Raw genomic sequence first — 26,015 nt, forward strand, 5'->3', positions numbered from 1 at the left:
ATTTCAGGCAACGCCCTTCCCTGTTTCGATACCGCCTCAGTCGCTGGCCGAATGGTTAGTCCGCAACACCCCTGCTATATTCACCAGTCAACAATACCAACCACCAATTATCCGGGAGACTTATGCAGGCCGAGCTCATCGACATCCGCAATCACATGGCACAATACCAGCCGTTTGACGAGATGGCCGATGACCTTCTCGACACTGTGGTTGCAAGCATTGAGGTGGTCTATTTCAAAGCCGGCACCCAGATCCTGGAGTTTGGTGCAGCAAGCAGCTTTCTCTTTTATGTCCGTAGTGGCGCTGTGGAGATCTACCGGCGTTCCGGCGAGCTGTACAACCGGATTGGCGAAGGTGAGGTCTTTGGTCAGTTCGGCCTGCTGATGAACAGAAAAGTCCGCTTTCCGGCAAAGGCGCTGGAGGACACCCTGGTGTATAAAATACCAGGCGAGACCTTCCAGCATCTGTGGGAAAACGATGACAACTTCGCCGACTTTGTTGAGATTGAAGACCGCAGTCGTCTGCGCTCTGCGCTTTCCCGGCGGGAAAAATCCAACGAACTGATGACCTCCAAGGTAACCCGGCTGATATCCCGTGAGCCCATTTCTGCCCCCTGCACCGTCCGGCTGCAGGAAGCCGCCCGGATCATGACTGAAAACGGCGTTTCTGCCTTGTTACTCACGGATGAGGAAGGCCAGAAGCCGCTACTCAAGGGCATTATTACCGACCGTGATCTGCGAACCCGTGCCCTCAGCGAAGCCCTGGCCTCGGAAACCCCCATCAGTGAGATCATGTCTGAAGATCTGATCACCATTCGTTCGAATCTGTTCATTTTCGAAGCCATGCTCACCATGCTGCACAACAATGTGCACCACCTGCCGGTGATGGATGGGGATGAAGTCCGGGGTGTGATCGCCCTGTCGGATATTGTGAAATACGAAAGCCAGAGCAGTCTGTATCTGGTCAGTAATATCTATCACCAACAGGACAAGAAAGGCCTGAAACGAATCAGCCGGGATGTCCGCGACAGCTTCGTTCGTATGGTGAACGAAGACGCCAATTCCCACATGATCGGCAGTGCCATGGCCGGTATTGGCCGCAGCTTTACCCAGCGACTGCTGGAACTGGGTGAAGAGAAATTGGGGCCAGCTCCTGTCCCCTACTGTTTTATGGCCCTTGGTTCCATGGCACGAGACGAACAGCTGGTCGTCACCGACCAGGATAACGCCATGATTCTGGATGACAGCTTTGTGCCCGAGAAGCACGATGAGTACTTCCTCGCGCTCGCAAAGTTTGTCAGCGATGGGCTCGCCGAATGTGGCTACACATACTGTACCGGCGACATCATGGCCACCAACCAGAAGTGGCGGCAACCACTGCGGGTCTGGAAAGACTATTTTACCGACTGGATCGAGAACCCGAAGGCTGAGGCACTGTTAAACAGCAATATTTTCTTCGATCTGGACGGCATCCACGGAGAAACCGAGTTCGCAGAGCAGCTGAAGGCCCTGGTGGCCGACAAAGCCAGTACCAGCCAGCGCTTCCTTGCGATGATGGCCCGCAATGCCCTGAACCGTACGCCTCCCATCGGCTTCTTTCGGACCTTTGTGCTTGAGGAAGACGGTAAACATCAGAAAACGTTCAACCTTAAACGCCGGGGAACGGCGCCGCTGTCGGATCTTATCCGGATCCACGCCCTGGCGTGTGGTTCCCGTGCGCAGAATTCCTTCGAGCGCCTCAAAGCCATTGGCAACACCAAGCTTCTTCTGGACGATGACCTGGGCAATCTGCGTGATGCGCTGGAGTTTATTTCCATTGTCCGGATCCGGCATCAGGCCCTGGCAATCGAAGCCAATCGGGAACCAGACAACAATGTTCGGCCGGAGGATCTGTCGCCGTTCGAACGAAGCCATCTGAAGGATGCGTTTCAGGTCGTCAACAATGCCCAGAAATTCCTGAGATTCCGGTACAACACTCAGGTGGCCCGCAATGTCTGATGCCTCTTCTGACGATTCGCACGTTCACAGCTTGCCCTGGCCTGAGCAATACCAGGCACTGGCCAGAGAAAGTAAATCACCGATCCTGAAAGCGTTTTACGAGAGCGGATGTCCGTCACCCGACACCCCGGTTTCTGACGTCAGGCTGTTAGCCATTGATTTCGAGACCACCGGTCTTGATGCCAACCAGCACTCCATAGTGAGTATCGGGCTGGTACCCTTCACGCTGGACGGCATCCTGCTTACAGAAGCACGGCACTGGGTGGTTCGCCCGAAGCTGCCGTTGCACCAGACGTCTGTGACGATTCACGGCATTACCCACAGCGATATCGACAAGGCACCAGACCTTGAGAAGATTCTGGAAGAGCTGTTCAGCTATCTGAATGGTCATATCCCGGTAGTTCATTACCGCAATATTGAACGATCTTTCCTGGATGTCGCCCTGCGTTGGCGACTTGGCGAGGGAATCCGGTTCCCGGTGCTCGATACCATGGCTATCGAAGCCTTCCTGCACCCGGATCGCCAACCTTCTCGCTGGCAGCGCTTGATGGGAAAGAAGCCGGTATCCATCCGGCTGGCTGACAGCAGGCTGCGTTATGGACTGCCTCACTACGCAGCCCATAACGCGTTGATTGATGCCATTGCCACAGCCGAGTTGCTACAGGCCCAGATACTTCACCATTTCAGTCGGGATACCCGGATAGCGGATCTGTGGCTGTAGCATGGCGGCCGGATTACGGCGTCACCTCGGAAATCCAGTTGCCATAACCGGCCTCTTCCATCTCCTCCAGCGGGATAAACTTCAGTGCCGCTGAGTTCATACAATAACGCAGTCCGGTAGGTGCGGGGCCGTCGTTAAAGACATGGCCAAGATGCGAGTCAGCGTGGATGCTTCGGATCTCTGTCCGGGTCATGAAGAACGAGTTATCCTCATGTTCAACCACGGCATCCGGTGTAAGGGGCCGGGTAAAGCTGGGCCAGCCAGTTCCGGACTTGTACTTGTCCCGTGATGAGAACAACGGCTCGCCCGAAACAATGTCCACATAGAGCCCGGGCTGCTTGTTATCCCAGTAGCGATTATTGAACGCCGGTTCGGTGCCGTCTTCCTGAGTGACCTCGTACTGCATGTCGCTCAGTCGCTGCTTCAGGACATCATGACCCGGCTTTTCAAAGCTCTCGGGATCAAAGCCATTCCCCATCGACCCTGATTCCGCCTTGGCACCCTGGTCGCCGGACATCATGTCGTCACCGGCAGCCGCGCTGGCGTCCTGCTGGAAGCGGGAGAAATCCAGTTCGTAATCTTCACCATACACCTTCTCAACAAACTGGTAGCGGCCAGAATTGTAGGTGTAGAGTTTATAGCGCACCGGGTTTGTCTTGTGATAGTTCTGATGGTATTCCTCAGCCGGGTAGAAGCTCCCCAGCGGTTCAATCGGAATCAGAACCGGCTTGTCATAAACACCAGAGGCCTCAAGCGCCTGCTTGGCGGCTTCTGCAATGCGTTTCTGCTCGGAGTTATGATAGAAGATCGTTGGGCGGTACTGTGGTCCCCGATCAACAAACTGACCGTTCAGATCAGTCGGATTCATCATCCGCCATAGCCCGGCAACCAGCCCTTCATAGGTCATTTTTTCAGGATCGTAGTAAACCTGAACAGCCTCGGTATGACCGGTTTTCCCCGATGAGACCTGTTTATAGCTGGGGTTCTTCTTTTCACCACCGGCGTAGCCGGAGACGGCCTCCACGACACCGGGAATTTTTTCGTAACCGGCCTCGACACACCAGAAACAGCCACCGGCAAAGGTAGCCACCGCCAGATCCGGGTTATCCGGTGCAAATCGACTCTTCTCATATTCCGGCTTTTCTGCCGCCGCATGAGCCGTATAAAGACCGGCTGCGGAGACCAGTGCCAATGCAGAAAACAGACCCAGGACATTACGTTTCATCAGACTTCTCCTTTACGTGATTCCATACCGACAGCCTATCGTCGTGGATTCACGAAAACGTTCATTAGATATTACGAATTCATAACGCTATGGATTTTTTCCGGCCGACACGGAGCTGGCGCCGGCCAGTGGAAGCCAGACATTGAATACAGCGCCATTGTCATTGCGCACACAGAGTCGTCCCTGCTGCAGTGAAACCATTCTCTGGGCAATGGCCAAACCAAGCCCGACGTGCCCGGAGCGGGAAGCGTCTGCGGCCTGGTAGAAAGGTTCGAAAACATGCTCAAGGTCTTTCTCGGCAATGCCGGGACCCGCATCTGCCACTGTAATTTCGGCCCCTCCATCCCTTTCGGTAACACTCAGTGTGACCTCCGAAGCCGTCGGGGAATGGCTGATGGCGTTACTGATCAGATTGTCCAGCACCCGCTCGGTCATGGCGATGTCTGCCAGCACCCTGAGCGGCGCCACGGAGACAATCGACAGAGCCACGCCGGCACGCTCGGCTTCCGGCTGATGCTTCTGCACCACATCGTGCAGAAGTTCGGCCATTACAAAAGGTTCCGCTTTCGGCTGCTTTTCACGGGCGTCCAGTGCCGCCAGTTCAAACAGCTCCTCCACCAGCCGACCAAGCCGATGACTTTCAGCAAGGGCCACATCCAGAAAACGGGCACGCTCATCGGCACCGAGCGTTTCCTGCTTCATTCGTAACGCTTCAATGTAACCCTGAACGGATGCCAGGGGTGTTCGTAAATCGTGGGAGACCTGGGCAACCAGCTGGCGGCGCTGCGTATCCTTCTGCTTCAGAAGGTCGAGCTGGGCAACGATCCTCTGTGCCATCTGATCAAACCGGGCAGCCAGGTAATCAATATCATCGCCCTTCCCGGCAACTACTGCGGTCGTCTCCGGGGACATTTCGCGCTCGAATGACTCCACCTGCCCGGTCAGACGTGAAAGTCGGCGTGTCAGCAACCGGAAGAACACAAGCCCCGCCAGCAGACCAACAAACAAACTGACCGCCAGCGCGCCTGCCCCCATCTGCAAAAGCCGGTTGCTGTGCACCATGTTCTCCGCCAGGTCGTATTCTTCGCCCCGGAGAACAACGTAGAGATATCCCGATGGTTCGTCCGCTGACGGTACCGGTGTCACCGAAAAGACTTTGCGCCGGTCATGGCTTCTGGGGTCATCGCCGGGTAACGGGTAGAGCTCGGGGCTTTCAAGCAACGTTTTAATGGGCTCCAGAGACACCCGGTTACGCTTGATCCTGTTCGGGTCAGCCGAATAGGAGAGGATATCGCCGTCCGTATCCAGAAGGTAAATTTCTATGCTGGGATTGATCGTCATATACAGCTTGAAAAGCTGTTTCAGGGCATCGCGGTTGAGCTTTCCATCGGTTACCAGGTTGCGATCAGACACCAGATTAAGGGCAAGATCCCGGTTCAGCTGCTGATTTACTGCCGCTGAATACTCCCTCACCGAGGCCAGGCTTAAAAAGGTGAACAATCCGCCCACCACCAACAGCAGCAAAAACAGACCAATCGCCAGGCGGGCATACAGCGTTCGGAACACAGACAGAGTCATCATTAGTCCATGAACCGATAGCCGACACCCCAGACCGTCTGGACATACCCGGGGTCGGAGGGATCAGTCTCAATCTTGTTGCGCAAGCGATTTATGTGGGTGTTCACCGTATGCTCATACCCTTCATGGTTATAGCCCCAGACAGCGTCAAGCAATTGCGCCCGGCTGAAAACCCGTCCCCGATGAGAGACGAAATGCCAGAGCAGATCAAACTCACGGGCGGTGAGCTCCACTTCCTGATCGTCGACAAATACCCGGCGACGAACCGGATCAATGCGCAGCCCGCCCACCTGAACCTCTTCAGCGTCCTCGCTTGCAGAGGCACTTTGCGACAAAGCATCCACGCGCCGGAACAGCGCTTTAACGCGTGCCGCCAGTTCCGCCACACTGAAGGGTTTGGTCAGGTAGTCATCGGCACCCATTTCCAGACCCAGAACCCGATCAAGCTCTGTGCTCTTCGCCGTCAGCATCAGCACTGGTACATAGCCCCGGCAGGACCGTATCTCCCGACAAACCGCCAGTCCATCCAGACCGGGCAGCATCAGATCCAGAATTACCAGATCGATGCCACCCTCACGGAACCGCTCCAGACCGGTATCCCCCCGATCCACAAGGATGGCACTCATCCCCAGGTCTGACACCTGCATGCGCACCAGCTCGCCGATGCCGGGGTTATCTTCGATAATCAATACCGTTCGCGTCATGCGCACAGGGCTCCGTTAAGGTCTGCCTACATCTTATCCTTGTCTTCCATGGCGCTGTCTTTCATCGACATGCCATCCTTCTTCATGTCACTCATCCCATCACCATCCATAGAGCCATGAGACATGTCATCTTTCTTCATATCATGAGACATTTCATCCTTCTTCATACCGTGCCCCATGTCTCCTGACATGTCATCCTTTTCCATGCCGTGATCCGACATTGCCTTATCTGTCATGTTATCTTTCATCATGACATCTTCTTTCATGCCATCATCCGAGGACTTCATCTCATCGGCAGTGACGGAAGCCGCCATCAGTCCCAGCATGGTGATCGCAAATACCTGGCTCAGCTTTTTCATAGTGATCTCTCCGTAAGTTGATTAGGGCCGGTCTCGGTTCCGACCTCTGAAACAGTTTGCACAGCGGGGCTTACGGGAGAATCACGGACACTTAAAGAGTGTATGGCGGAAACTTCACAAAACCATCACAGGCCAGCTAAACCGCGTCGATAGCCGGCTCCGGGTTTACCCGTTAAAATGAATGCAAATTCCGGCACGAGGTTTCAGTGGCAGACAAAACCGTAATCAGGGCAACACCCGCTGACGCATTCAAGCGAGCACGTCGCATGTGGCTGAAGGGTGAACGCATTCATCTGGCGCCGCTGGCTGATGAACTCGGCATCGGCCGCGCTACTCTGTTTCGCTGGGTGGGTAACAAGGATCTGCTGGTCGGAGAGATCCTCTGGTCTCTCTATGAGCCTCTTTGGCGACAGGCGCTGGCGGAAACGCCGGGCGTGGGAGTGGACTATATTGTCGGAGTCTACCGGCGCACCAACTCCTCCATCCTGCATTTCGAGCCGCTGCGACGATTCATCAACCAGGACTCGGAATACGCTTTGAAGATCCTCACCTCGTCCCAGTCGATTCTGCACAGCCGGACTGTGGAAACCAACACCCGGATGCTCAAAGATCAGGTGTCTGCCGGGCACATAAAACCGCCGATGAACATTTTCAGCCTGTCCTACTTCATGATTCGCCTGGCAGAATCCTGCCTGTACAGCGACATTATCGGCGGTCGGGAGCCCCGGGACGCGGAGCTGGAGGATGCCTGTACGGCGGTTCGGATTCTACTCGGAGGAAAAGCCTAGCCCGCCAACCGGCAGGCTAGTCCGTCACCATTTACAACTGCAGTGAGCGAATTTCCAGAAACTCCTCAAGGCCCCACTTCCCGAATTCGCGGCCAATACCCGAGTGGCCAAAGCCACCGAACGGTGCCATGGGGTTGAACGCACCACCGTTGACGAATACCTGACCCGTACGCAGCTTACTGGCGACTTTCCTGGCCTTGGCATCATCGCCTGACCACACCGCACCTGAAAGGCCGTATTGAGTACCGTTGGCAATCTGAACAGCTTGCGCTTCATCCTCGTAAGGAATCACGCAGAGAACCGGCCCGAAGATCTCCTCCTGGGCGATGCGGCTTTCTGGCTTCACGTTGCCAAACACTGTGGCCTTGACGAAGTAACCCTTGTCACATCCGTCGGGTGCTTCCGGGCCTCCCGCAACCAGTCTGGCGCCTTCCTCGATGCCCAGCTTGATATAATCGAGAACCTTGTCGCGCTGCTGAGCCGACGACAGCGGGCCCAGGCGAGTGGTTTCTTCCAGCGGGTTTCCGGGGGTCATTTTGGCCACCGCGGCAGCCGCCAGATCACAGGCCTCGTCGTGTCTGTCTGCCGGGACCAGCATACGGGTAAGCGCCGTGCAGGTCTGACCGGAGTTCAGCAAGCAGTTGTTGATCGTACCTTTGACCGCACTTGCCAGGTCGGCATCCGGGAGAATGACTGAGGCGGATTTTCCGCCCATTTCCAGGGCAATGCGCTTGAAATCGTCCGCGGCGGCATGGGCGATTAGGTTGCCTGTGCGGGTGGAGCCGGTGAAGGACACCATGCGCACATCCGGATGCTTGATCAGGGTATCACCCACGGTCTGACCAAGACCGCACACCATGTTGAATACACCCTTCGGCAGGTCGGTGCCATCCAGAATCTCGGCAAGAATGAACGCGGTCTGGGGAGCGATTTCAGAGGGTTTGAGTACCACGGTGCAACCGGCCGCAATGGCCGGAACAATCTTCAGGATCACCTGGTGCAGCGGGTAGTTCCACGGAGTAATGCAGCCAACCACACCCACCGGCGCATATTGCACTTCGGAGTTTCCGGACTGTTCGGTAAATTCGAACTCCGGCAACAGTTTGAGGTAGCTCTTTGTCACCGCAGCCGGCATACCGGCCTGAATCGGAGTGGCCAGTTTGATAGGCATGCCCACTTCCCGGCAGACGGTCTCGGCAATTTCCGGCTGGCGCTCTTTCAGGCCCTTGTGCAACTGCTCCAGCACCTTGATACGTTCTTCCAGCGGGCTTTCAGCCCACGCCTCAAACGCTGCGTCCGCCGCCGCAATCGCCTGCTCCATCTCTGACGCACCAGAGGCAGGCACCCGCGCAATCACGTCGCCAGTGCCGGCTTCGTGAACGTCGATCATGTCACCGGACCAGGTAACCCACTGGCCGTTGATGTAATTCCTGTTCAGCTCGTTCATGCTTCCCCCTTCATCAAATACGATAACGCCATCGGCGTTCTTGCCGGCCTCACACTACTTCAAACAGGCCGGCGGCACCTTGTCCACCGCCAATGCACATCGTGATCACCACGTACTTCGCACCACGACGCTTGCCCTCAATCAGAGCATGACCCGTTTGACGGGAGCCAGTCACACCAAAGGGATGACCGATGGAAATGGAACCACCGTTCACATTCAGCTTCTCCATGGGAATGCCGAGACGGTCACGACAGTACACCACTTGCGACGCAAAGGCTTCGTTAAGCTCCCACAGATCAATGTCGTCCATGGTCAGGCCGGCCCTTTCCAGAAGCCGAGGTACCGCGAAAACCGGGCCGATGCCCATCTCATCCGGCTCACAACCGGCTACCGCGAATCCACGGAAGATCCCCATGGGTTCGATGTTGTGCTTCTCGGCGTAGGTGCTGTTCATCACCGTGCACACAGAGGCACCATCCGACAACTGGCTGGCATTGCCAGCGGTGATGAACTGATCCGGCCCACGCACCGGCTCGAGACCCGCCAGACCTTCAGATGTGGTGGTCGGACGATTGCATTCGTCACCTGTCAGGGTCACCTGCTTCTCACTGACCTCACCGGTTTCCTTGTCTTTTACCAGCATGGTGGCATCGAAAGGAACGATTTCATCATCAAACCTGCCGGCTTGCTGAGCCGCCGCCGTGCGCTGCTGGGAGATCAGGGAGTATTCATCCTGGGCTTCACGACTGACGTTGTAACGCCTGGCCACAACATCCGCCGTCTCGATCATTGAAAGATACAGTTCCGGCTTGTTCTTCATCAGCCATTCGTTAGTGGCATGAAAGCTGTTGATCTTCTCGTTCTGCACCAGAGAAATGGACTCGACGCCTCCCGCCACCATGGCCGGAACCTTCTCGGACACAACCCGCTGAGCGGCCAGAGCGATCGACTGCAGACCCGAGCTGCAGAACCGGTTGATGGAGAAGCCGGCAGTGGTTACCGGAAGACCCGCGCGAATGGCTGCCAACCGGGCAATATTCCGGCCCTGGGCGCCCTCCTGAAAGGCCGCACCCATAATGACATCTTCAACAATGGACGGATCAATCCCCGCACGTTCAACGGCGTGTTTAATGACATGACCCGCCAGATCGACACTGTGAGTGTTGTTCAACGAACCCCGGTAGGATTTACCCAGTCCGGTACGAGCGGTTGAGACAATAACGGCTTCAGACATAACAATGTCCTCAATTTTGGAACATGTAGATCGGGTTAGGCGAGGCCGTCACCCGACATCGAATTGACCTGCAAACTAAAGGCCTGCAGCACTGGGGCAAGCCCGGCCCGGGGCCTGCCCATGACGTTACAGGTCAGCGAATCTGCGACCATCGGCAATCAGCTTCTCAAGCAAAGGCGCCGGCTCCCACTGCTCGCCACCGACGCTTTGCTGATACCTCTTCACCGCAGTGAGAATGGTGTCCAGACCTTCCTGATCGGCCCAGAACATGGGGCCGCCGTGGTAGGCCGGGAAGCCATAGCCGTAAATCCAGACAATGTCGATATCCAGTGGGCGATCAGCAATACCTTCCTCGAGGATCTTGGCACCCTCATTGACCATCACATACATGCAGCGCTCGAGGATCTCCTGATCGGTGATCTCCCGGGGTGTGATGCCCTGCTCCTTGCGGAACTGCTCGATCAGCTGCTCCACCCCCGGATCCGGAATCGGCTTGCGGCTGCCTTCTTCATAGCGGTATACGCCGGCCTGAGTCTTCTGACCAAGGCGACCCTGTTCCGCGAGCTTGTCCATCCAGCTGGCAGGAACATCTTCGCCACTCTTACGCCGCTCTTCCCGGATGCGATAGCCCACATCAATACCTGCCAGATCGGACATTGCGAACTGGCCCATGGGGAACCCGAGATCGGTTAACACCCGGTCGACCTGTTGCGGAGTGGCCCCCTCATCCACCAGGGACATGGCTTCGGTGCCGCGCTTGTGCAGCATCCGGTTACCGACAAAGCCATAGCAGTTGCCTACCATGACACCCACCTTCCTGATCTTCTTGGCGACCGCCATCACCGTGGCTTTGACCTCGTCGGAGGTCTTGCTGCCCCGGACGTTCTCAAGCAGCTTCATCACGTTTGCGGGGCTGAAGAAGTGCATACCAACCACGTCTTCCGGTCGCTTGGTGGCAGAGGCAATCTCGTCGATATCCAGGGTTGAGGTATTGGACGCCAGAATCGCACCCGGCTTGCACACCTCATCCAGCCTGGCAAAAATTTCCTTCTTGATGGCCATGTTTTCGAACACAGCTTCGATCACAAGATCAACATCCCGGAAATCATCATAGGTCAGGCTCGGGGTGATCAGCTCCATGCGCTGCTCCACCTGCGCCTGAGTCAGCTTGCCCTTCTTCGCGGAGTTCTCATAGTTGCGGCGGATGATAGCCAGACCCTTGTCCAGGGCTTCCTGCTGTACCTCGACGATGGTGACCGGAATGCCCACGTTAACGAAATTCATGGCAATCCCACCGCCCATCGTGCCGGCACCAATGATGCCGACGCTCTTCACATCACGAACCGGCGTTTCCTTGGGCAGACCCTTGACCTTGGAAACCTCCCGTTCGCCGAAGAACGAATGGATCAGACCGGCGCGTTGCGGAGATTCCATACATTCCATGAACAGTGCCCGTTCGCGCTTCATACCCTCATCGAACGGCAGGTTGAAAGCAGCCTCAACGGCATCGACACATTTAAAGGGCGAGAACAGGCCCCGGGCGCGTTTATTGAGATGTTCCCGGAATTGCTCAAAAACGTCGCTGCCCTTGCCTGCAGCAATCTTATCGGTGATATCCCGAACCCGGCGTACCGGTTTGCCCTCATCAACCACCTTCCGGGCATAGGCTAGACCTGCGGCACGGATATCGTCACCGTCTTCAACCGCATCGAGAATACCGAGGGTCAACGCATCCCGGGCGCCAACGAAGTCACCGGTAGTGATCATTTCCAGGGCTTTCAGAGCGCCGACCAGGCGCGGTAGTCGCTGGGTTCCGCCTGCCCCAGGCAGCAGCCCCAGTTTCACTTCGGGCAGCCCCACCTTCGCGCTGCTGAGCGCAACCCGGTAATGACAGCTCAACGCAGTTTCCAGCCCCCCGCCCAGGGCGGTACCATGAATCGCGGCAATCAGTGGCTTGTCACTGCTTTCAAAGGTATTTACCAGGGTCGGCAGCGTGGGCTCCTGCATGGGTTTGCCGAACTCGCGGATGTCGGCACCGGCAATGAATGTGCGCCCGTCGCACACCAGCAGCAAGGCCCTGGCCTCTGAATCCTTCTGGCCCTGCTCCAGGGCTGCGAGCAGGCCGGAACGAACCGCCTGACCGAGAGCATTCACCGGCGGATAATCCACAGTAATAACGCCGACATTTCCTTCTCGGTTATAACGAACGACCTCAGACATGATTCCTCCTCGCATTTTCCGGAATATAATTTTAACTAGCGAAACATGCTTACGATTTAATACAAGTTGCGTTGCGGTTTCAACCACTCGTTAAACTACAGGCATAAAAAAACCGCAGAGGTTCCTCTGCGGTTCTGGATTCACCCTTTCGTTAACGCACGGTATCAGACACCCAGTGACTCGATGTCTCCCGCCAGCATGGCCAGCTGGTGGGCAATGGAACCGCGAAGCTTTTCAACGGGGACCAGGTAGGACGGTGCCGCACAGGTCAGGGCCATGATGGTGCCGTCCTGCAAATGGATAGGCACACCGGCAGAATTGATATTCCGGTCCCACTCGCCGATGGACAGGCAGAAGCCATGCTCTTTGTAATCTTTCATGGCCTGATCAAGACCGGCCTTTTTCTCCGGCCAGGCATCGCCATATTTGGCGGCCATCGCATCATCAATCACCTGACGGGCCCTGCCGCTGATTGCGCAATAATAGGCGCGACCGGCTGAGGTTGTGGCCATGGGAAGCTTCAGGCCGATGTCCATGCGCAACAGGGACGCTTCCGGTGGCAGGCGGTTTTCCACATAGATCATGTGCAAGCGATCCCGGCAGGTGAGCCCCACTGACATGTTGGTCTGGCGGGCAAACTCGTCCATGTAGGGCTTGGCCAGCTGGCGCACCTTGAGGTTGGACACATAGGCATACCCCAGCGCCAGTACCCCGGAACTCAACTGATATTTCTCCAGCTGGGTGTTGTAGCTCAGGTACCCGAGCTTGGTGAGGGTATAGGTCATCCGCGACACCGTCGGCTTGGGCAGCCCTGTGATCCGGGCAATATCCTGGTTGCCCAGAATTACCGAGCCCTGGCTGAAAGCGCGAAGTACATCCAGACCACGGGACAGCGCCTCAACGAATTTTCGGTCTTTTTCCGGCTTTACGGGCTCACCGTCACTGGATGCTGCTGTCAGTTCCGGTGAAATCTGCTTCTTTCCTGCCATAATGGGACGTCCTCCAACCCCGTCGCCCGCTGTGGTAACCGGTGTATTAATCTGATGAATAGTCAATGATGCATCATTTTAATCGCTGCAGAAATCAAGTACCAGAAAGTCTTTTCAAAATTCGTACCAAATATGAAACACTTCTCGCTTATGATTCGAAGCAGGATTCGCATGGCGGTACCTGATACCAACTTTAACCAGTATTACCGATATTTTGTTCTGCATTGCAAAACACGTTAACAGCCAACGCCCCCTGTGGCGATCCCCGGAGGCAAAATGAAGATTCTTTTTGTGGCAGGCGACCCCAAGCCGGAACGCTGGACGGTGCCTATCAAGCAGCAGTTACCCTCTGCAGAAATTTTCGTCTGGGATCCTGACGGACCCGCCGTTGATGCAGACTACGCCATTGTGTGGCAACCACCGGCAGCGCTGTTTGAGCGGGAAAAACACCTGAAAGCGGTGTTCAATCTGGGTGCCGGCATTGACGGCCTGCTCAACGTTGCCAACCTGCCGGAACACCTTACGGTCGTGCGGCTGGAAGATGCCGGCATGGCGGTGCAGATGGCGGAGTACGTGCTACACCAGCTGCTGGAAGCCAGCCGCGAGATGGAAACCTACCGGGAACAGCAGCGAACGGGAGTCTGGAAAATCCATCGCCCGATCAAGCGCAGTGAGTGGCCGGTGGGTGTGATGGGCCTGGGCCATATTGGCACTCGGGTGGCACGTACTCTCGCCGATCTGGATTATCAGGTGAGTGGCTGGGCACGCACACCGCGGCGCCTGGAAGGGGTAAGCACCTATGCCGGTCCGGAGCAACTGTGCGACTTTCTGCCGTCTACCCGGGTTCTGGTTAACACCCTGCCTCTGACCGATGAGACCCGAGACATCATCAATTACGAGTTATTGAGCCAACTCCAGCCCGGCGCTGTGCTGATCAACGTTGGCCGGGGTGAGCATCTGGTTGAAGACGACCTGCTTCGTGCGCTGGACGAAGGCATACTGCACAGGGCGTCTCTGGACGTGTTCAGAAAGGAACCCTTGCCCGAGGCGCATCCATTCTGGCAACGACAGGAAATCACCATCACGCCTCACATCTCGGCCCGGACCTTGCGCGATGCCACCATTGAACAGATTACCGGCAAGATCCGCGATCATGCCGCCGGACAAGCCATTTCCGGGGTCGTCGATATCAATCGGGGTTACTGAGCGTCCGATGCCTGTGGCACCGGTCAGGACAGCCCCGGTGCCAGCCAGGCCACCAGTGCCGTCAGAATCAACAACACCGGCAGCGTGATCAGTGCAAACAGGCCATTCCAATGAAACGCCACGACCCAGCGGGATATCTGCCCGAACCGGGATAGCAGCATAACCGAAGGCCCCAGGGGCGAGAGCATCATCGCCAGGGAAAAACCGATCACCAGGGCAACTGCAACCGGTAAAAGGTTCATGCCATCGGCCACCAGTTGTGGCAACAGACCCGCCTGAACACTCAGAACGGTGATGGGTATGACGCCGATCATGGAGAACATCGGCATCATCAGCATACCGACGACCGCGACCAGGAAAACACCACTGCCGGTAACAACCAGGCCCGCCAGGGCATTGGCCGGAATGACCGCAGACAGAGCCACGCCAAGGATCGCAGAAGCGGCGAAAATGGCCATTTCATTCTGCATGGTCCAGATCTGGCCGGCGCCTTCCTGAACGACCGGCAAAACACTCCTCGCCTGCCATAGCATGTAAGCCAACGTCACCGTCGGCACGGCCAGCATAGCGGCCACGGACACCTTGATGCCGGTAGTCGCCACCAGGACCGCCATCATTATGAAGACCAACAGAATAAGAACCATCAGGCGTCCGGTGCCCGGCAGCCAGCCTTCGACAGCAATACGCTCGCTACTGATCTCGCGGAACCGGCGCTGTTCCAGCATCCAGCCAATCAACACCATCAAAAGCGCCGCAACCAGACCGAATGGCAGCAGTTGCGACCAGCTCAACTGTGGCAATTCCCGGGTAAGAATAGCGACAGCCACACTGGTTGGCGCCACCAGAGGCACTAGGGCAAATCCCCTGAGCGCACTGATCAGAACACTGCGCAACCACTGCAGGCGTGATTCACCGGTAATCCCCCGCTCGCGCAGGGTCTCAGCAAGACTTCCGCACAGCAGATTCATCATCCCGAAACTCAGAACCGATGCCACGCCACAACTGACCAGGGCGTACTTGGGATACAGCAGGGCGGGCTTGCCACCAAGCAGCACATCGTGAATCCGGAGCAACACCTCGAATCGGCGCACGAGGCACTGCATCATGCCCAGACTACCCAGAAACGCAGCGTAGAACGCCGCATCCGATGCCGCTTTCAGCACATGCCCGGCATCCAGAAGTCCACGCCAGGCAAGACCAGCCGCCACAATCAGGGCAATTGCCAGAAGCGTTCGGGCGTATACCTGAAGGCGACCGGCACCAGCCACAAAAGCACAGACAAACATAACGCCCGCCAGGGCGCTCAGTTCCCTGTGCCCAAGGCAGATCGCCACCAACTCTGTAACCACTGCCAGGGAGACAAGCCACTTGAGTATGTCACTCATACCAAAGGCCCCTGGCCGGTTTCCGACACTGCTTGCATTTCCATCACACCCAGATTAGTCTTCCAACACTCAATTACAAAACTCTGTTTCGCTTAATGAAACACCGTTAACACAAAGATAGCACAATTTAGTCCGGCCTCCCTATAACCGGACTCCCGATATTCGCGTTCAGGAGAACACAAAATGGCTTCCGCACCCTGGAATGATCTGCTGGGCTTTGACACCCAACTGGACGAAACCGAGCGTCAGGTACGTGACAGCATCCGCAGCTTCTGTGATGAACAGTTAATGCCCGGCATCACCGAGGCCAACCGGCACGAACGGTTCGATCGCACCCTCTTTAACCAGATGGGAGAGCTCGGCATGCTGGGTGCCACCCTGCCGGAGGAATACGGCGGCCCCGGTCTGAACCATGTCTGCTACGGTCTGATTGCCCGGGAGGTGGAACGGGTAGACTCGGCCTACCGCTCCGCCCTCAGTGTTCAGTCCTCTCTGGTCATGTATCCGATCTATTCCTACGGTCAGGAAGCGATGAAGAAACGTATCCTGCCCAAGCTGGCGTCCGGTGAATACGTGGGCTGCTTTGGCCTGACCGAACCCAACCACGGCTCCGATCCCGGCGGCATGGAAACTCGCGCGAAAAAGGTCGACGGTGGCTATCTGTTGAGCGGATCCAAAACCTGGATCACCAATGCCCCGATTGCCGACGTCTGCGTGGTCTGGGCGAAACTGGATGGCAAGGTGAACGGTTTCGTTATCGAGCGTGAAGGATCAAAGGGCCTTGATACTCCGAAGATCGAGGGCAAATTCTCCCTGCGGGCATCCGAAACCGGTTCCATTTTTATGGATGAGGTGTTCGTTCCTGAAGAAAATCACCTGAACGTGGAAGGTCTGAAGGGCCCGTTCAGCTGCCTGAACAAAGCACGCTTCGGCATCAGCTGGGGCGCTCTCGGAGCCGCCGAGTTCTGCTGGCATGCTGCCCGCAACTACACCCTGGAGCGCTCACAGTTCGGCAGGCCTCTGGCTGCCAATCAGCTGATCCAGAAAAAGCTGGTCGACATGCAGACCGAGATTACCATCGGCCTGCAAGCGGTGCTGCAACTGGGACGCATGATGGATGCCGGCACAGTGACTCCGGATGCGATTTCTCTGCTTAAACGGAACAACTGTGGCAAGGCACTGGACATCGCCCGGGTTGCCCGCGACATGCACGGTGGCAACGGCATTGCCGACGAGTACCACGTGATCCGTCATGTGATGAACCTTGAAGCCGTGAACACCTACGAAGGCACTCACGATGTCCACGCCCTGATCCTCGGCCGCGGTCAGACCGGTATTGCAGCGTTCAGCTGACCAATCAGCGTGGAACCTTGAGCTGAAAAAAAGCCCCTCGGTCCGAGAGGCTTTTTATTTCAGAGGCTCGCGGCTTTAGTCGACCTCCACCAACACCTCTCCCGGCGCTACCCGGTCGCCCTTGGCAATGAAGACGCCTGTGACCGTGCCGGCGATCGTGGCTTTGACCTCGGTCTCCATCTTCATGGCTTCAATAATCAGCACCGGATCACCGGCCTGAACCTCGTCACCTTCCCTGACCAGAACATCCACAATATTGCCCGGCATGCTGGTCGTTACATGCCCCTCTCTGGAGGCAATGGCGCGGCCGCCACTTGATCGGGAGCCACCCTCGCCATCCTCACCCAGGGACGCCAGGTGGATTTCTTCAGGAACGCCATCAACGGTCATATAGAAGCGACGTTCGTTTTCGCCTGAAGGGTTGGCGCCGGTCACATGAATGTCGTAGCTCTCACCGTGAACGCTGATCTTGAACCTGGTGGCCACACTGCCGGCCGACTGACCGGTCGGGATAGGCTCCAGCGGTTCGGGCTGCAAGGTGCCGTCACGGCGCTGCTCCAGGTAGGCGCGGGCCTGATCCGGGAACATGGCGTAGGTCAACACATCCTCTTCACAGGTCGCCAGTTCCCCGACCTGTTTGCGCAGTTCGTCGAGTTCCCGGGGAATCAGGTTAGCCGGACGCTCATCCACCAGCTCTTCCTTGCCCACCGCGCGACGCTGCAGGTCCTTGTCCACGGCGGCGGGGGCCTTGCCATACCAGCCCTGAAGGTATTTCTTGACCTCATTGGTGACGGACTCATAGCGCTTGCCCGCCAGGACATTAATCACGGCCTGAGTGCCTACAATCTGCGAGGTAGGCGTAACCAGAGGCGGGAAACCAAGGTCCTTGCGAACCCGGGGAATCTCCTCGAACACATCCTGGATGCGATCCAGTGCACCCTGCTCCTTCAGTTGATTGGCAAGGTTAGACATCATGCCGCCGGGCACCTGCGATAACAGCACTGAGGTATCGACCCCGTTATAGGCACTTTCGAACTGGTGGTACTTCTTGCGGACTTCCCGGAAGTGGCGGGTGGCCTTGTCCAGAAGCTCCAGATTCAGCCCGGTCTCGAAACCGGCATCGTGCAGCGCCGCAACCAGGGACTCTGTGGGCGGATGGCTGGTCCCGCCGGCGAAGGCCGACAGCGCGGTATCGATATGATCAACACCCGCTTCCATCGCAGCCCACTGGCACATGGGCGCCATACCGGACGTGGCGTGGGAATGCAGGAATACCGGCAGATCCAGTGATTGTTTCAGCTTGCCGACCAGTTCGGCGGTTACCGCCGGCGTCAGCAGCCCGGCCATATCCTTGATGGCGATGCTGTCAGCGCCCATCTCCGCCATGGCTTTGGCCTGTTCCAGGTAGGCATCGGTATTGTGCACCGGGCTGACGGTGTAGCAGATGGTGCCCTGGGCATGCTTGCCGGCTTTCTTGACGGCCCTGATGCTGGTTTCCAGATTGCGCACGTCATTCAGCGCATCAAATACCCGGAATACGTCCATGCCATTCTCAGCCGCCTTGGCCACAAACGCTTCAACCACATCGTCGCCGTAATGGCGGTAACCCAGCAGGTTCTGACCCCGCAACAGCATCTGCAGACGGGTATTGGGCAACGCCTTGCGCAGGGTGCGCAGACGCTCCCAGGGATCTTCTTTCAGGAAGCGTACACAGGCATCAAAGGTGGCTCCGCCCCAGCACTCCAGGGACCAGTAGCCGGCCTGGTCCAGCCACTCACAGGCCGGAAGCATGTCCTCCGTACGCAATCGGGTGGCAATCAGTGACTGATGAGCGTCCCTGAGGATAACGTCAGTAATTTGTATCTTGCGCTTGGTCATTGGGATCTCTCCACGTGTCTTTTACAGGCCCGCCTGGGCTGCAATAGCAGCGGCGATGGCAGTAGCGATGGATTCAGGGCGGGTCTTGGTGCTGTACTCGAGCAGCTTCGGATTACGCTCCACAAAGCCTGTATTGAAATCAGCGGCCTGGAAATCCGGGTGCTCCAGAATCTGCTTGTAGTAAGGAATGGTGGTCTGGACACCGTAGATGCCCATGTCACCGAGCGCGCGGCGGGATCGAGCGATCAACTCCTCCCAGTCCATGGCCCAGACAATCAGCTTGGCGCACATGGAATCGTAGTAGGGCGGGATCTCGTAACCGGTGTACATGTTGGCATCGGTGCGAACACCGGGGCCGCCGGCCGAATAATAGCGACTGATCCGGCCAAAACTTGGCAAAAAGCCGTTCTTCGGATCCTCGGCATTGATCCGGAACTGGGCGGCAAATCCCCGGTAACTGATCTCTTCCTGGGTCAGGCCCAGCGGCTCTCCGCCAGCAATGCGGATCTGGGCCTTGATGATATCGACACCGGTGATTTCTTCGGTGATGGTGTGCTCCACCTGCACGCGGGTGTTCATTTCCATGAAGTAGAAGCTGCCATCGTGATCCAGCAGGAATTCCACGGTACCGGCATTGACGTACCCACACTGCCTGGCCACACGCTTGGCGAGGTCGCCGATATACTCCCGCTGGCTCTCCTGGAGCTGTGGTGACGGCGCCAGTTCGATCAGCTTCTGGTTACGGCGCTGAATCGAGCAGTCCCGCTCATAGAGGTGCACAACGTTGCCATGGGTATCGGCGAGAATCTGAACCTCAATGTGACGGGGCTCGATGATGCACTTCTCCAGGAACACTTCGGCGCTGCCGAACGCCTTGGTGGCCTCGGAGATCACCCGTTCGTAGTTCTGGCGCAGCTCTTTCTCGTTATCACACCGGCGGATACCGCGTCCGCCGCCACCGGACGTGGCTTTCAGCATCACCGGATAGCCAATGTCGGCGGCCTGGCCGACGGCATCCTCGACATCTTCAAGGTTCCCCTCCGAGCCCGGGGTAACCGGCACGCCTGCGGCCAGCGCCGTTTGCCGGGCCTGGGTCTTGTCGCCCATGGATGAAATGGCCTTGGCTGAGGGCCCGACGAAGGTAATGCCGCGCTGTTCGCAAATGGCCGCAAGCTCGGCGTTCTCGGACAGGAAACCATAGCCGGGGTGCAAGGCATCGCAGCCGGTTTCCACCGCCATATTCACAATATGATGAGGGTTCAGGTATCCCGAAAGGGGATCCTTACTGATCTGATAGGCTTCATCGGCTTTCTTGACGTGCAGGGAATACTCGTCAGCTTCCGAATGAATGGCGACCGAGCGTATACCCAGCTCGCTGCAGGCCCGGGCAATCCTGACCGCTATTTCTCCGCGATTGGCGATCAGCAGCTTCCGTATAGCCATGGATAATCCTCCAGGTGATGGAAGTCGATTGAATCGAAAGGTTGGTTCGAGAAGGCGGACACGCCCCTCAGGGTTGTTGCACTCAGGTAAGAGGCGGCGCCTGCGGCATCACCGGAAAGCTGGCGCAGGGCACCTGACCGGAGAAGCCCCGACTGTCAGCAAGGATACTGTCTGGATGCAGGATAATGTCCCGCAGGTGGCTGCCATCGGAAACGCCCCCCTCCGGACCACCATCGCTGGTCACATCCGGAAAAATCAGGCAGGAAGCCGACTCACAGAAAAGAGAGGCTGACGCAGTGTCTGCGGAATGGCTGGGCAATGAAACCAGGCCCAGTGCCAGAATGAAAACGAGGCGTAACCCCTGGATCCGGCAATATGTGTGGGCGTCCTGCATGGGCGTCCTTTGATATGACGAAAGTCGCAGAGAGTGTCACGTGATTACCGCACCAATTCAATACGGTTTTTTAGGAGAAAAGCATCGGTTTTTTCGATGAAAATGGCTCCGGTGTCGGATCGACACCGGAGCCGTCACTCAGCCTAGAAGCCGCCATTCACGACATGGACAATCTCGTAGAACTTGGTCGCCCGGTGTCCCAGGTCGATCGACATATCCAGTCGTTGCAATAGCTGCTCGGCACACACCAGGCCCCGGAGGTAGGAACGCGACGGCTGATGCCGGTCATCGTCCAGCACCAGGAGATACCTCTCCCGAACCTCACGGAACGTAGTGACAAGGTCTCCCACTGTTGCGGCCCGCAGATCGCGATAATGTATCGCCGGCAGATCGCTGATCGGGCGCATGATGTCCCGAACCCTCACATCCTTCAGGGACACACCCTGTCGGTTGGCCACACTCATCGCCTTCTCACCGTTTACATCTTCGATGGCCAGAATACCCAGACAGTCGCCCGCCTGGTTCTCGACCACCTTGAAGGAGGTATCGGCGAGTTTCAGCCAGAGCCTCGCTTCAGAGACCGACATATCAGAGCTCAGGACAGATAATCTGTGTTCGGAAAAGTCCGTCAGAAGGTGCACGGCAGAGTCTTCGCTTCCAATATGGGACAGTGGTTTGGCAGTTGGTATCGCACCGGTACGAGCCAGATCCTGTACTGGCAATGCATTGAATACACTGTTCATGTGTAATCCTCGTAAATCTGAATTCAGGTTGGAGCGCCCTGTGCAAACAGGGGCTGTCTGTATTTGTCAGAATCAGGCGAGGCCGGGGGGACCCTGGGGCAATACCGGGTAGCTCAGCAGCCTGAGCGGCGGCTGAATAAAATCGAGGCTGGCCGAGAATACGCCCTGAAAATCCACACTGGGATGCAGAAAGGGCGAGGTGATCGAGACGAATTCATCCGGCGAGGAAGAATCTCCGTCAACTGAAATGAGGCTCGGAGTAAAGTGATCGTCAAACTGGGGATCAAGGACCGGATGGGACGATCCGTTAAGAAATACCAAAAACAGACCGGTGATCAGCACAGCCATGAGGCTGATCTTCAGAGTACTTCTGTTGATGGAATAACTCGGCATATGCAAGGTCTGCTGTCGTTATCTGAACGGCTCGTCTGTTACAAACATATAGGCTTTTGGGCCCAATGCAAACTCAAACCCACGTTAAAACCACGCAATGTGCCTCGACGACCTGCAAACAGGCACCGGGACAGTCAGCTATCCCCGGCCACAACCTGAAAATCCTGATCTGAAGCCCCTCAATTCCGCCTAGCGGTATACATTTTTGCAAATATATTGACAGACACCACCCTCATCTCGGAACATGGGGATATTCTGCTATGCGGTATACGTTTTCGCTTTTGAGCAAGAGAGGTTTTCCATGAACTTGAACTACACCGCCGAGGAACTTGCCTTCCGTGACGAGGTCCGCGCGTTCCTTGATAAGAAACTGCCCGCAGATCTTGCTGCGAAGGTGAAGGGCTTCCGACGTCTGTCCAGAGAAGACCTTCAGCGTTGGCAGAAGATCCTGAGCGAACAGGGCTGGTATGCCACCCATTGGCCAGAAGCCTATGGCGGCGTGAGCTGGACACCCGTTCAGAAACATATCTGGGATGAAGAGTCCTGTCGCTATGGCGTGCCGCGGTCGGTTCCCTTTGGCGTAAATATGGTGGCACCGGTCATCATCAAGTTCGGTAATGAGCAACAAAAACAAACCTACCTGCCACGAATCCTCAGCGGCGAAGACTGGTGGTGCCAGGGGTACTCCGAGCCGGGTGCAGGCTCTGACCTTGCCTCTCTGAAGACCCGTGCCGTTCGTGAGGGTGATCATTACATCGTCAATGGCCAGAAAACCTGGACCACCCTGGGTCAGCACGCCAACATGATTTTCTGCCTGGTGCGCACCAATACCGAAGTGAAAGCCCAGGAGGGCATTTCCTTCCTGCTGATCGACATGAATACCCCAGGCATTACCGTCCGCCCCATCATCACACTGGACGGTGAACATGAGGTGAACGAGGTGTTCTTCGAGGACGTCAAAGTCCCTGTTGAAAACCTGGTCGGCGAAGAAGACAAGGGCTGGACCTATGCCAAGTATCTGCTGACCTACGAACGCACCGGTCTGGCCGGTATCGGCATTTCCAGGGCCGCTCTGCAACATCTCAAGGAACTGGCCGGTCGCCGGATCAAGAATGGCCGTCCGCTGCTTGAGGATGCCTCGTTCAGTCAGCGCATTGCCCAGGTGGAGATTGACCTGATGGCAGCCGCCATCAGCAACCTGCGCATTGTTGCCTCCGTGGAAGGCGGCGGCATGCCCGGCGCCGAAAGCTCAATGCTGAAAGTCCGTGGCACCGAAATCCGCCAGACGATCAACGATCTGGCGCGTCGGGCGATTGGTCCCTACGCCATTCCGTTCGTGGAAGAGGAGCTGGACCTGGACTACCAGGGTGACTTCCTTTCTGACGAGAACGCCGCACCGCTGGCAGCCCAGTACTTCAACAACCGCAAGCTGTCGATTTTCGGCGGATCCAACGAGATCCAGAAAAATATCGTGTCGAAGATGATTCTCGGGCTTTAAGGAGACAACCATGGATTTCCGACTCAATGAAGAGCAGCAGATGCTGCAGGACACCGTGGCCCGTCTGGTGCGCGGTGAATACAGTTTTGAAAAACGCCTGGAGTACAGCCAATCCGAACTTGGCTTCAGCGCAGACTTCTGGAAACAACTCGGTGAGCTGGGCCTGACTGCCGTGCCCTTCCCGGAGGAGCTCGGTGGCTTTGGCGGCACTGGCGTTGAAGTGCAGAGTGTCATGACCGAACTGGGTCGCGGTCTGTGTATAGAGCCTTATCTGCAGTCCGTGGTACTCGGTGGTGGTCTGATCAGCCAGGCCGGCAACGCCCGCCAGCACGAACAGTGGCTGGGCGGCATCGCCAGCGGAGAAGTGCGCGCTGCCGTGGGTCTGCAGGAGGCCCAGAGCTTCTACAATCTGAACGATGTCGCGACCCGGGCCGAGCGGTCTGGTGACGGCTACGTTCTGAACGGTCACAAGGCCGTGGTCATCGGCGGCCACTGTGCCGATGTCCTGGTCGTATCTGCCCGGACCTCAGGCGACAGCCGCGATGCCGAAGGCATCAGCCTGTTCCTGGTCAGCGCCGATACCGAGGGGCTGAACCGCCGCATCTACCCAACCATTGATGGCTCCAAAGGCTGTGACCTGTCGCTGGACAACGTCAAGCTGAACGCAGACGCTCTGCTGGGTGAAGAGGGCAAGGCCGCAGAAGTGATCGAGTATCAGGCCGGACGCGCCATCGCCGCTTTGTGTGGCGAAGCTGTTGGTGCCATGGAAGTTGCGTGTGACCTGACGCTGGAGTACCTGAAACAGCGCAAGCAGTTTGGGGTGCCCATCGGCAGGTTCCAGGTACTGCAACACCGTATGGTGGACATGATGTCGGAACTTGAACAGGCCCGCTCGATGGCGATTCTCGCGGCAAGCGTTGCCGACGAACCCCAGAGCGACGAGCGCCGCCAGATTCTGGCCGCCGCCAAGAACGTGATTGGTCGCAGTGGCCAGTTCATTTCCGAGCAGGGCATCCAGTCCCATGGCGGAATCGGCATGACCTGGGAATACAACTTCGCCCATTACGCGAAACGTCTGGTGATGATCAATCACCAGCTTGGCGACGACGAATTTCATCTTGAACAATACGCGGCGCGGCTTCAGTAGCCGCAACCGTGATCCCGGGGACTTGAGGTATAACAATGACAACAATCGAAGCGCCGACTGAACAAGACCTTAAAAAAGCCGAATGGAATGTTCGTACTGAGCTGGCAGCCGCGTACCGGCTGGTGGCTCTGTTCGGCTGGGATGACCTGGTGTTCACGCATCTTTCAGCACGGGTGCCCGGGCCGGAGCATCATTTCCTGATCAATCCCTATGGCCTTCTGTTCCATGAAATCACGGCCTCCTCCCTGGTGAAGGTAGATCAGGATGGCGAGGTCGTCGATTCCGGTGGTCTGAGCCGGGTTAACCCGGCTGGTTTCACCATTCACAGTGCCGTTCATATGGGGCGTGAAGACGCCGGCTCGGTGATGCACTTGCATGCGGCGGACGGTGTGGCCGTATCCGCCCATCGGGACGGCTTGCTGCCCCTGAGCCAGACCGCCATGCTCTGCCTCAGTCACCTGAGTTACCACGATTACGAAGGTGTCGCTCTCAATCTGGATGAACGGGAACGGTTGATTCGCGATCTTGGCAACAAGTCCATGATGATGTTGCGAAATCATGGCGTATTGACGGTTGGCAAGGATGTGCCGGAAACATTCACCTTCCTGTATTTCCTGATGAAATCCTGCGAGATCCAGGTCAAGGCGCAAAGCTGCGGCCCCACTCATCTCCCATCACAACAGGCCATCCAGACCACGGCGGATCAGTCTCAGGCTCTGGGCAGTGCCTCAGCCCTCACCTGGCCGGCACTGGTTCGGCTCCTGGACAGCAAGAATCCGGGCTACGCGGTCTGAATTTTCTGTCAGGAGCACAACAATGCTGACCGTAGAGTTGAAGGACCTGGAGCAACACACGCTATCGGTGATTGGCTACAGCCCCTGGAAAACCATTACCCAGGAGATGATTCAGGCATTTGCCGATGCCACTGGTGACCACCAGTGGATTCATCTGGACCTGGAGCGGGCAAAACGTGAGTCACCCTGGAAAACCACGGTGGCCCATGGTTATCTGACCGCATCATTGATGCCCTTGCTGAACCAGCACGTCATTAACGTGCTCGGCAAAAGTGCCAGCATCAATTATGGCCTGAACAAATTACGCTTCCCGGCCGCGGTAACATCCGGCTCACAGGTCCGAAGTAAAATGGAGCTTCTGAATATTTCCCACGTAGACGACCAGCGCACACTGGCAACCTACCGCACAACTGTGGAAATCCTCGGCGAAGAAAAACCCGCCTGTGTGGCAGAGAATCTGGTCATGTATGTGCGGGGATAACCGTCGCACCGTTCGTCTTCCCGGATAGCATCCACAAC

General features: G+C 57.0%; 23 protein-coding genes. 9 read left to right on the forward strand and 14 right to left on the reverse strand.

The genetic code is table 11. The features are described from left to right. The first annotated feature begins 122 nt into the window (after positions 1 to 122). On the forward strand, positions 123 to 1,997 hold the full coding sequence (locus KO499_RS14410; protein ID WP_215984448.1) for a putative nucleotidyltransferase substrate binding domain-containing protein: 1,875 nt from the start codon (positions 123 to 125) through the stop codon (positions 1,995 to 1,997). Then, a complete protein-coding gene (locus KO499_RS14415; protein WP_215984449.1) occupies positions 1,990 to 2,718 on the forward strand; it encodes a 3'-5' exonuclease in 729 nt (242 codons plus the stop codon). Before KO499_RS14410 ends, KO499_RS14415 begins: the two co-directional genes overlap by 8 nt. Before the next feature lie 13 nt (positions 2,719 to 2,731). Here KO499_RS14415 and msrB read toward each other — a convergent pair whose 3' ends face one another. The 4 genes from msrB to KO499_RS14435 form a co-directional block, all read right to left on the reverse strand. Further along, positions 2,732 to 3,943 carry a peptide-methionine (R)-S-oxide reductase MsrB gene (gene msrB / locus KO499_RS14420; protein WP_215984450.1) on the reverse strand — a complete coding sequence of 404 codons (1,212 nt, stop codon included), beginning with the start codon at positions 3,941 to 3,943 and terminating at the stop codon, positions 2,732 to 2,734. Between the two features lie 87 nt (positions 3,944 to 4,030). Continuing rightward, entirely contained in the window at positions 4,031 to 5,521 is a 1,491-nt protein-coding gene (locus tag KO499_RS14425; protein ID WP_215984451.1) for an ATP-binding protein, read from the reverse strand. A 2-nt stretch (positions 5,522 to 5,523) separates the two neighbouring features. Beyond that, positions 5,524 to 6,225, reverse strand: coding sequence for a response regulator transcription factor (locus KO499_RS14430; RefSeq protein WP_215984452.1), 702 nt, complete (start codon positions 6,223 to 6,225; stop codon positions 5,524 to 5,526). Between the two features lie 26 nt (positions 6,226 to 6,251). Next, positions 6,252 to 6,584 carry a hypothetical protein gene (locus KO499_RS14435; RefSeq protein ID WP_215984453.1) on the reverse strand — a complete coding sequence of 111 codons (333 nt, stop codon included), beginning with the start codon at positions 6,582 to 6,584 and terminating at the stop codon, positions 6,252 to 6,254. A 206-nt stretch (positions 6,585 to 6,790) separates the two neighbouring features. Between KO499_RS14435 and KO499_RS14440 the strand changes: the two genes are divergently transcribed. Next, positions 6,791 to 7,372: a QsdR family transcriptional regulator gene (locus KO499_RS14440; protein ID WP_215984454.1), complete on the forward strand. Its 582-nt coding sequence runs from the start codon at positions 6,791 to 6,793 to the stop codon at positions 7,370 to 7,372. Between the two features lie 31 nt (positions 7,373 to 7,403). Here the strand turns inward: KO499_RS14440 and KO499_RS14445 are convergent, their stop codons facing one another. From KO499_RS14445 to KO499_RS14460, 4 genes are all read right to left on the reverse strand, one after another. Beyond that, a complete protein-coding gene (locus tag KO499_RS14445; RefSeq protein WP_215984455.1) occupies positions 7,404 to 8,819 on the reverse strand; it encodes an aldehyde dehydrogenase family protein in 1,416 nt (471 codons plus the stop codon). Positions 8,820 to 8,868: 49 nt separating this feature from the next. Continuing rightward, positions 8,869 to 10,053 (reverse strand): acetyl-CoA C-acyltransferase, encoded by a 1,185-nt coding sequence (locus tag KO499_RS14450; RefSeq protein WP_215984456.1) that lies wholly within the window; start codon positions 10,051 to 10,053, stop codon positions 8,869 to 8,871. Between the two features lie 126 nt (positions 10,054 to 10,179). Next, positions 10,180 to 12,273 (reverse strand): 3-hydroxyacyl-CoA dehydrogenase NAD-binding domain-containing protein, encoded by a 2,094-nt coding sequence (locus KO499_RS14455; protein ID WP_215984457.1) that lies wholly within the window; start codon positions 12,271 to 12,273, stop codon positions 10,180 to 10,182. 164 nt (positions 12,274 to 12,437) lie between these two features. Further along, positions 12,438 to 13,262: an IclR family transcriptional regulator gene (locus KO499_RS14460; protein WP_215984458.1), complete on the reverse strand. Its 825-nt coding sequence runs from the start codon at positions 13,260 to 13,262 to the stop codon at positions 12,438 to 12,440. A 276-nt stretch (positions 13,263 to 13,538) separates the two neighbouring features. Between KO499_RS14460 and KO499_RS14465 the strand changes: the two genes are divergently transcribed. After that, positions 13,539 to 14,468, forward strand: coding sequence for a 2-hydroxyacid dehydrogenase (locus KO499_RS14465; protein WP_215984459.1), 930 nt, complete (start codon positions 13,539 to 13,541; stop codon positions 14,466 to 14,468). 23 nt (positions 14,469 to 14,491) lie between these two features. Here the strand turns inward: KO499_RS14465 and KO499_RS14470 are convergent, their stop codons facing one another. Next, a complete protein-coding gene (locus KO499_RS14470; protein ID WP_215984460.1) occupies positions 14,492 to 15,853 on the reverse strand; it encodes a hypothetical protein in 1,362 nt (453 codons plus the stop codon). 183 nt (positions 15,854 to 16,036) lie between these two features. On the opposite strand from KO499_RS14470, the gene KO499_RS14475 reads away from it, so the two are divergent. Next, positions 16,037 to 17,206 carry an acyl-CoA dehydrogenase gene (locus tag KO499_RS14475; protein WP_215984461.1) on the forward strand — a complete coding sequence of 390 codons (1,170 nt, stop codon included), beginning with the start codon at positions 16,037 to 16,039 and terminating at the stop codon, positions 17,204 to 17,206. A 75-nt stretch (positions 17,207 to 17,281) separates the two neighbouring features. On the opposite strand, the gene oadA is transcribed toward KO499_RS14475, so the two are convergent. From oadA to KO499_RS14500, 5 genes are all read right to left on the reverse strand, one after another. After that, positions 17,282 to 19,084 carry a sodium-extruding oxaloacetate decarboxylase subunit alpha gene (gene oadA / locus KO499_RS14480; protein ID WP_215984462.1) on the reverse strand — a complete coding sequence of 601 codons (1,803 nt, stop codon included), beginning with the start codon at positions 19,082 to 19,084 and terminating at the stop codon, positions 17,282 to 17,284. A 21-nt stretch (positions 19,085 to 19,105) separates the two neighbouring features. Continuing rightward, positions 19,106 to 20,527, reverse strand: a complete 1,422-nt coding sequence (locus KO499_RS14485) for an acetyl-CoA carboxylase biotin carboxylase subunit (RefSeq protein WP_215984463.1) — start codon at positions 20,525 to 20,527, stop codon at positions 19,106 to 19,108. Positions 20,528 to 20,609: 82 nt separating this feature from the next. Beyond that, positions 20,610 to 20,921, reverse strand: a complete 312-nt coding sequence (locus tag KO499_RS14490; RefSeq protein ID WP_215984464.1) for a hypothetical protein — start codon at positions 20,919 to 20,921, stop codon at positions 20,610 to 20,612. A gap of 143 nt (positions 20,922 to 21,064) precedes the next feature. Next, complete coding sequence (locus KO499_RS14495) at positions 21,065 to 21,664, reverse strand: hypothetical protein (protein WP_215984465.1); 600 nt, start codon at positions 21,662 to 21,664, stop codon at positions 21,065 to 21,067. Between the two features lie 72 nt (positions 21,665 to 21,736). Next, positions 21,737 to 22,057, reverse strand: coding sequence for a hypothetical protein (locus tag KO499_RS14500; protein ID WP_215984466.1), 321 nt, complete (start codon positions 22,055 to 22,057; stop codon positions 21,737 to 21,739). Positions 22,058 to 22,358: 301 nt separating this feature from the next. Between KO499_RS14500 and KO499_RS14505 the strand changes: the two genes are divergently transcribed. Genes KO499_RS14505 through KO499_RS14520 form a run of 4 tightly spaced genes read left to right on the forward strand, consistent with a single transcriptional unit; the run spans position 22,359 to position 25,977 of the window. After that, positions 22,359 to 23,555, forward strand: a complete 1,197-nt coding sequence (locus KO499_RS14505; protein WP_215984467.1) for an acyl-CoA dehydrogenase family protein — start codon at positions 22,359 to 22,361, stop codon at positions 23,553 to 23,555. Between the two features lie 10 nt (positions 23,556 to 23,565). Then, a complete protein-coding gene (locus tag KO499_RS14510; RefSeq protein ID WP_215984468.1) occupies positions 23,566 to 24,702 on the forward strand; it encodes an acyl-CoA dehydrogenase family protein in 1,137 nt (378 codons plus the stop codon). Between the two features lie 35 nt (positions 24,703 to 24,737). Next, positions 24,738 to 25,496 (forward strand): class II aldolase/adducin family protein, encoded by a 759-nt coding sequence (locus KO499_RS14515; protein ID WP_215984469.1) that lies wholly within the window; start codon positions 24,738 to 24,740, stop codon positions 25,494 to 25,496. A 22-nt stretch (positions 25,497 to 25,518) separates the two neighbouring features. Further along, positions 25,519 to 25,977, forward strand: coding sequence for a MaoC family dehydratase (locus tag KO499_RS14520; RefSeq protein WP_215984470.1), 459 nt, complete (start codon positions 25,519 to 25,521; stop codon positions 25,975 to 25,977). The last annotated feature ends 38 nt before the right edge of the window (positions 25,978 to 26,015 follow it).

This window comes from Marinobacter sp. F3R08 (assembly GCF_018860425.1).
Classification (GTDB): Bacteria; Pseudomonadota; Gammaproteobacteria; order Pseudomonadales; family Oleiphilaceae; genus Marinobacter.

Excerpts from the sequence above, each read along its gene's own strand:
- KO499_RS14460 (WP_215984458.1), bottom strand. The coding sequence starts at position 13,262 with ATGGCAGGAAAGAAGCAGATTTCACCGGAACTGACAGCAGCATCCAGT.
- KO499_RS14445 (WP_215984455.1), bottom strand. The coding sequence starts at position 8,819 with ATGAACGAGCTGAACAGGAATTACATCAACGGCCAGTGGGTTACCTGG.
- msrB (WP_215984450.1), bottom strand. The coding sequence starts at position 3,943 with ATGAAACGTAATGTCCTGGGTCTGTTTTCTGCATTGGCACTGGTCTCC.
- KO499_RS14500 (WP_215984466.1), bottom strand. The coding sequence starts at position 22,057 with ATGCCGAGTTATTCCATCAACAGAAGTACTCTGAAGATCAGCCTCATG.
- oadA (WP_215984462.1), bottom strand. The coding sequence starts at position 19,084 with ATGACCAAGCGCAAGATACAAATTACTGACGTTATCCTCAGGGACGCT.
- KO499_RS14465 (WP_215984459.1), top strand. The coding sequence starts at position 13,539 with ATGAAGATTCTTTTTGTGGCAGGCGACCCCAAGCCGGAACGCTGGACG.
- KO499_RS14425 (WP_215984451.1), bottom strand. The coding sequence starts at position 5,521 with ATGACTCTGTCTGTGTTCCGAACGCTGTATGCCCGCCTGGCGATTGGT.
- KO499_RS14415 (WP_215984449.1), top strand. The coding sequence starts at position 1,990 with ATGTCTGATGCCTCTTCTGACGATTCGCACGTTCACAGCTTGCCCTGG.
- KO499_RS14515 (WP_215984469.1), top strand. The coding sequence starts at position 24,738 with ATGACAACAATCGAAGCGCCGACTGAACAAGACCTTAAAAAAGCCGAA.
- KO499_RS14490 (WP_215984464.1), bottom strand. The coding sequence starts at position 20,921 with ATGCAGGACGCCCACACATATTGCCGGATCCAGGGGTTACGCCTCGTT.
- KO499_RS14450 (WP_215984456.1), bottom strand. The coding sequence starts at position 10,053 with ATGTCTGAAGCCGTTATTGTCTCAACCGCTCGTACCGGACTGGGTAAA.
- KO499_RS14520 (WP_215984470.1), top strand. The coding sequence starts at position 25,519 with ATGCTGACCGTAGAGTTGAAGGACCTGGAGCAACACACGCTATCGGTG.
- KO499_RS14510 (WP_215984468.1), top strand. The coding sequence starts at position 23,566 with ATGGATTTCCGACTCAATGAAGAGCAGCAGATGCTGCAGGACACCGTG.
- KO499_RS14455 (WP_215984457.1), bottom strand. The coding sequence starts at position 12,273 with ATGTCTGAGGTCGTTCGTTATAACCGAGAAGGAAATGTCGGCGTTATT.
- KO499_RS14485 (WP_215984463.1), bottom strand. The coding sequence starts at position 20,527 with ATGGCTATACGGAAGCTGCTGATCGCCAATCGCGGAGAAATAGCGGTC.
- KO499_RS14470 (WP_215984460.1), bottom strand. The coding sequence starts at position 15,853 with ATGAGTGACATACTCAAGTGGCTTGTCTCCCTGGCAGTGGTTACAGAG.
- KO499_RS14495 (WP_215984465.1), bottom strand. The coding sequence starts at position 21,664 with ATGAACAGTGTATTCAATGCATTGCCAGTACAGGATCTGGCTCGTACC.
- KO499_RS14475 (WP_215984461.1), top strand. The coding sequence starts at position 16,037 with ATGGCTTCCGCACCCTGGAATGATCTGCTGGGCTTTGACACCCAACTG.
- KO499_RS14410 (WP_215984448.1), top strand. The coding sequence starts at position 123 with ATGCAGGCCGAGCTCATCGACATCCGCAATCACATGGCACAATACCAG.
- KO499_RS14435 (WP_215984453.1), bottom strand. The coding sequence starts at position 6,584 with ATGAAAAAGCTGAGCCAGGTATTTGCGATCACCATGCTGGGACTGATG.
- KO499_RS14505 (WP_215984467.1), top strand. The coding sequence starts at position 22,359 with ATGAACTTGAACTACACCGCCGAGGAACTTGCCTTCCGTGACGAGGTC.
- KO499_RS14430 (WP_215984452.1), bottom strand. The coding sequence starts at position 6,225 with ATGACGCGAACGGTATTGATTATCGAAGATAACCCCGGCATCGGCGAG.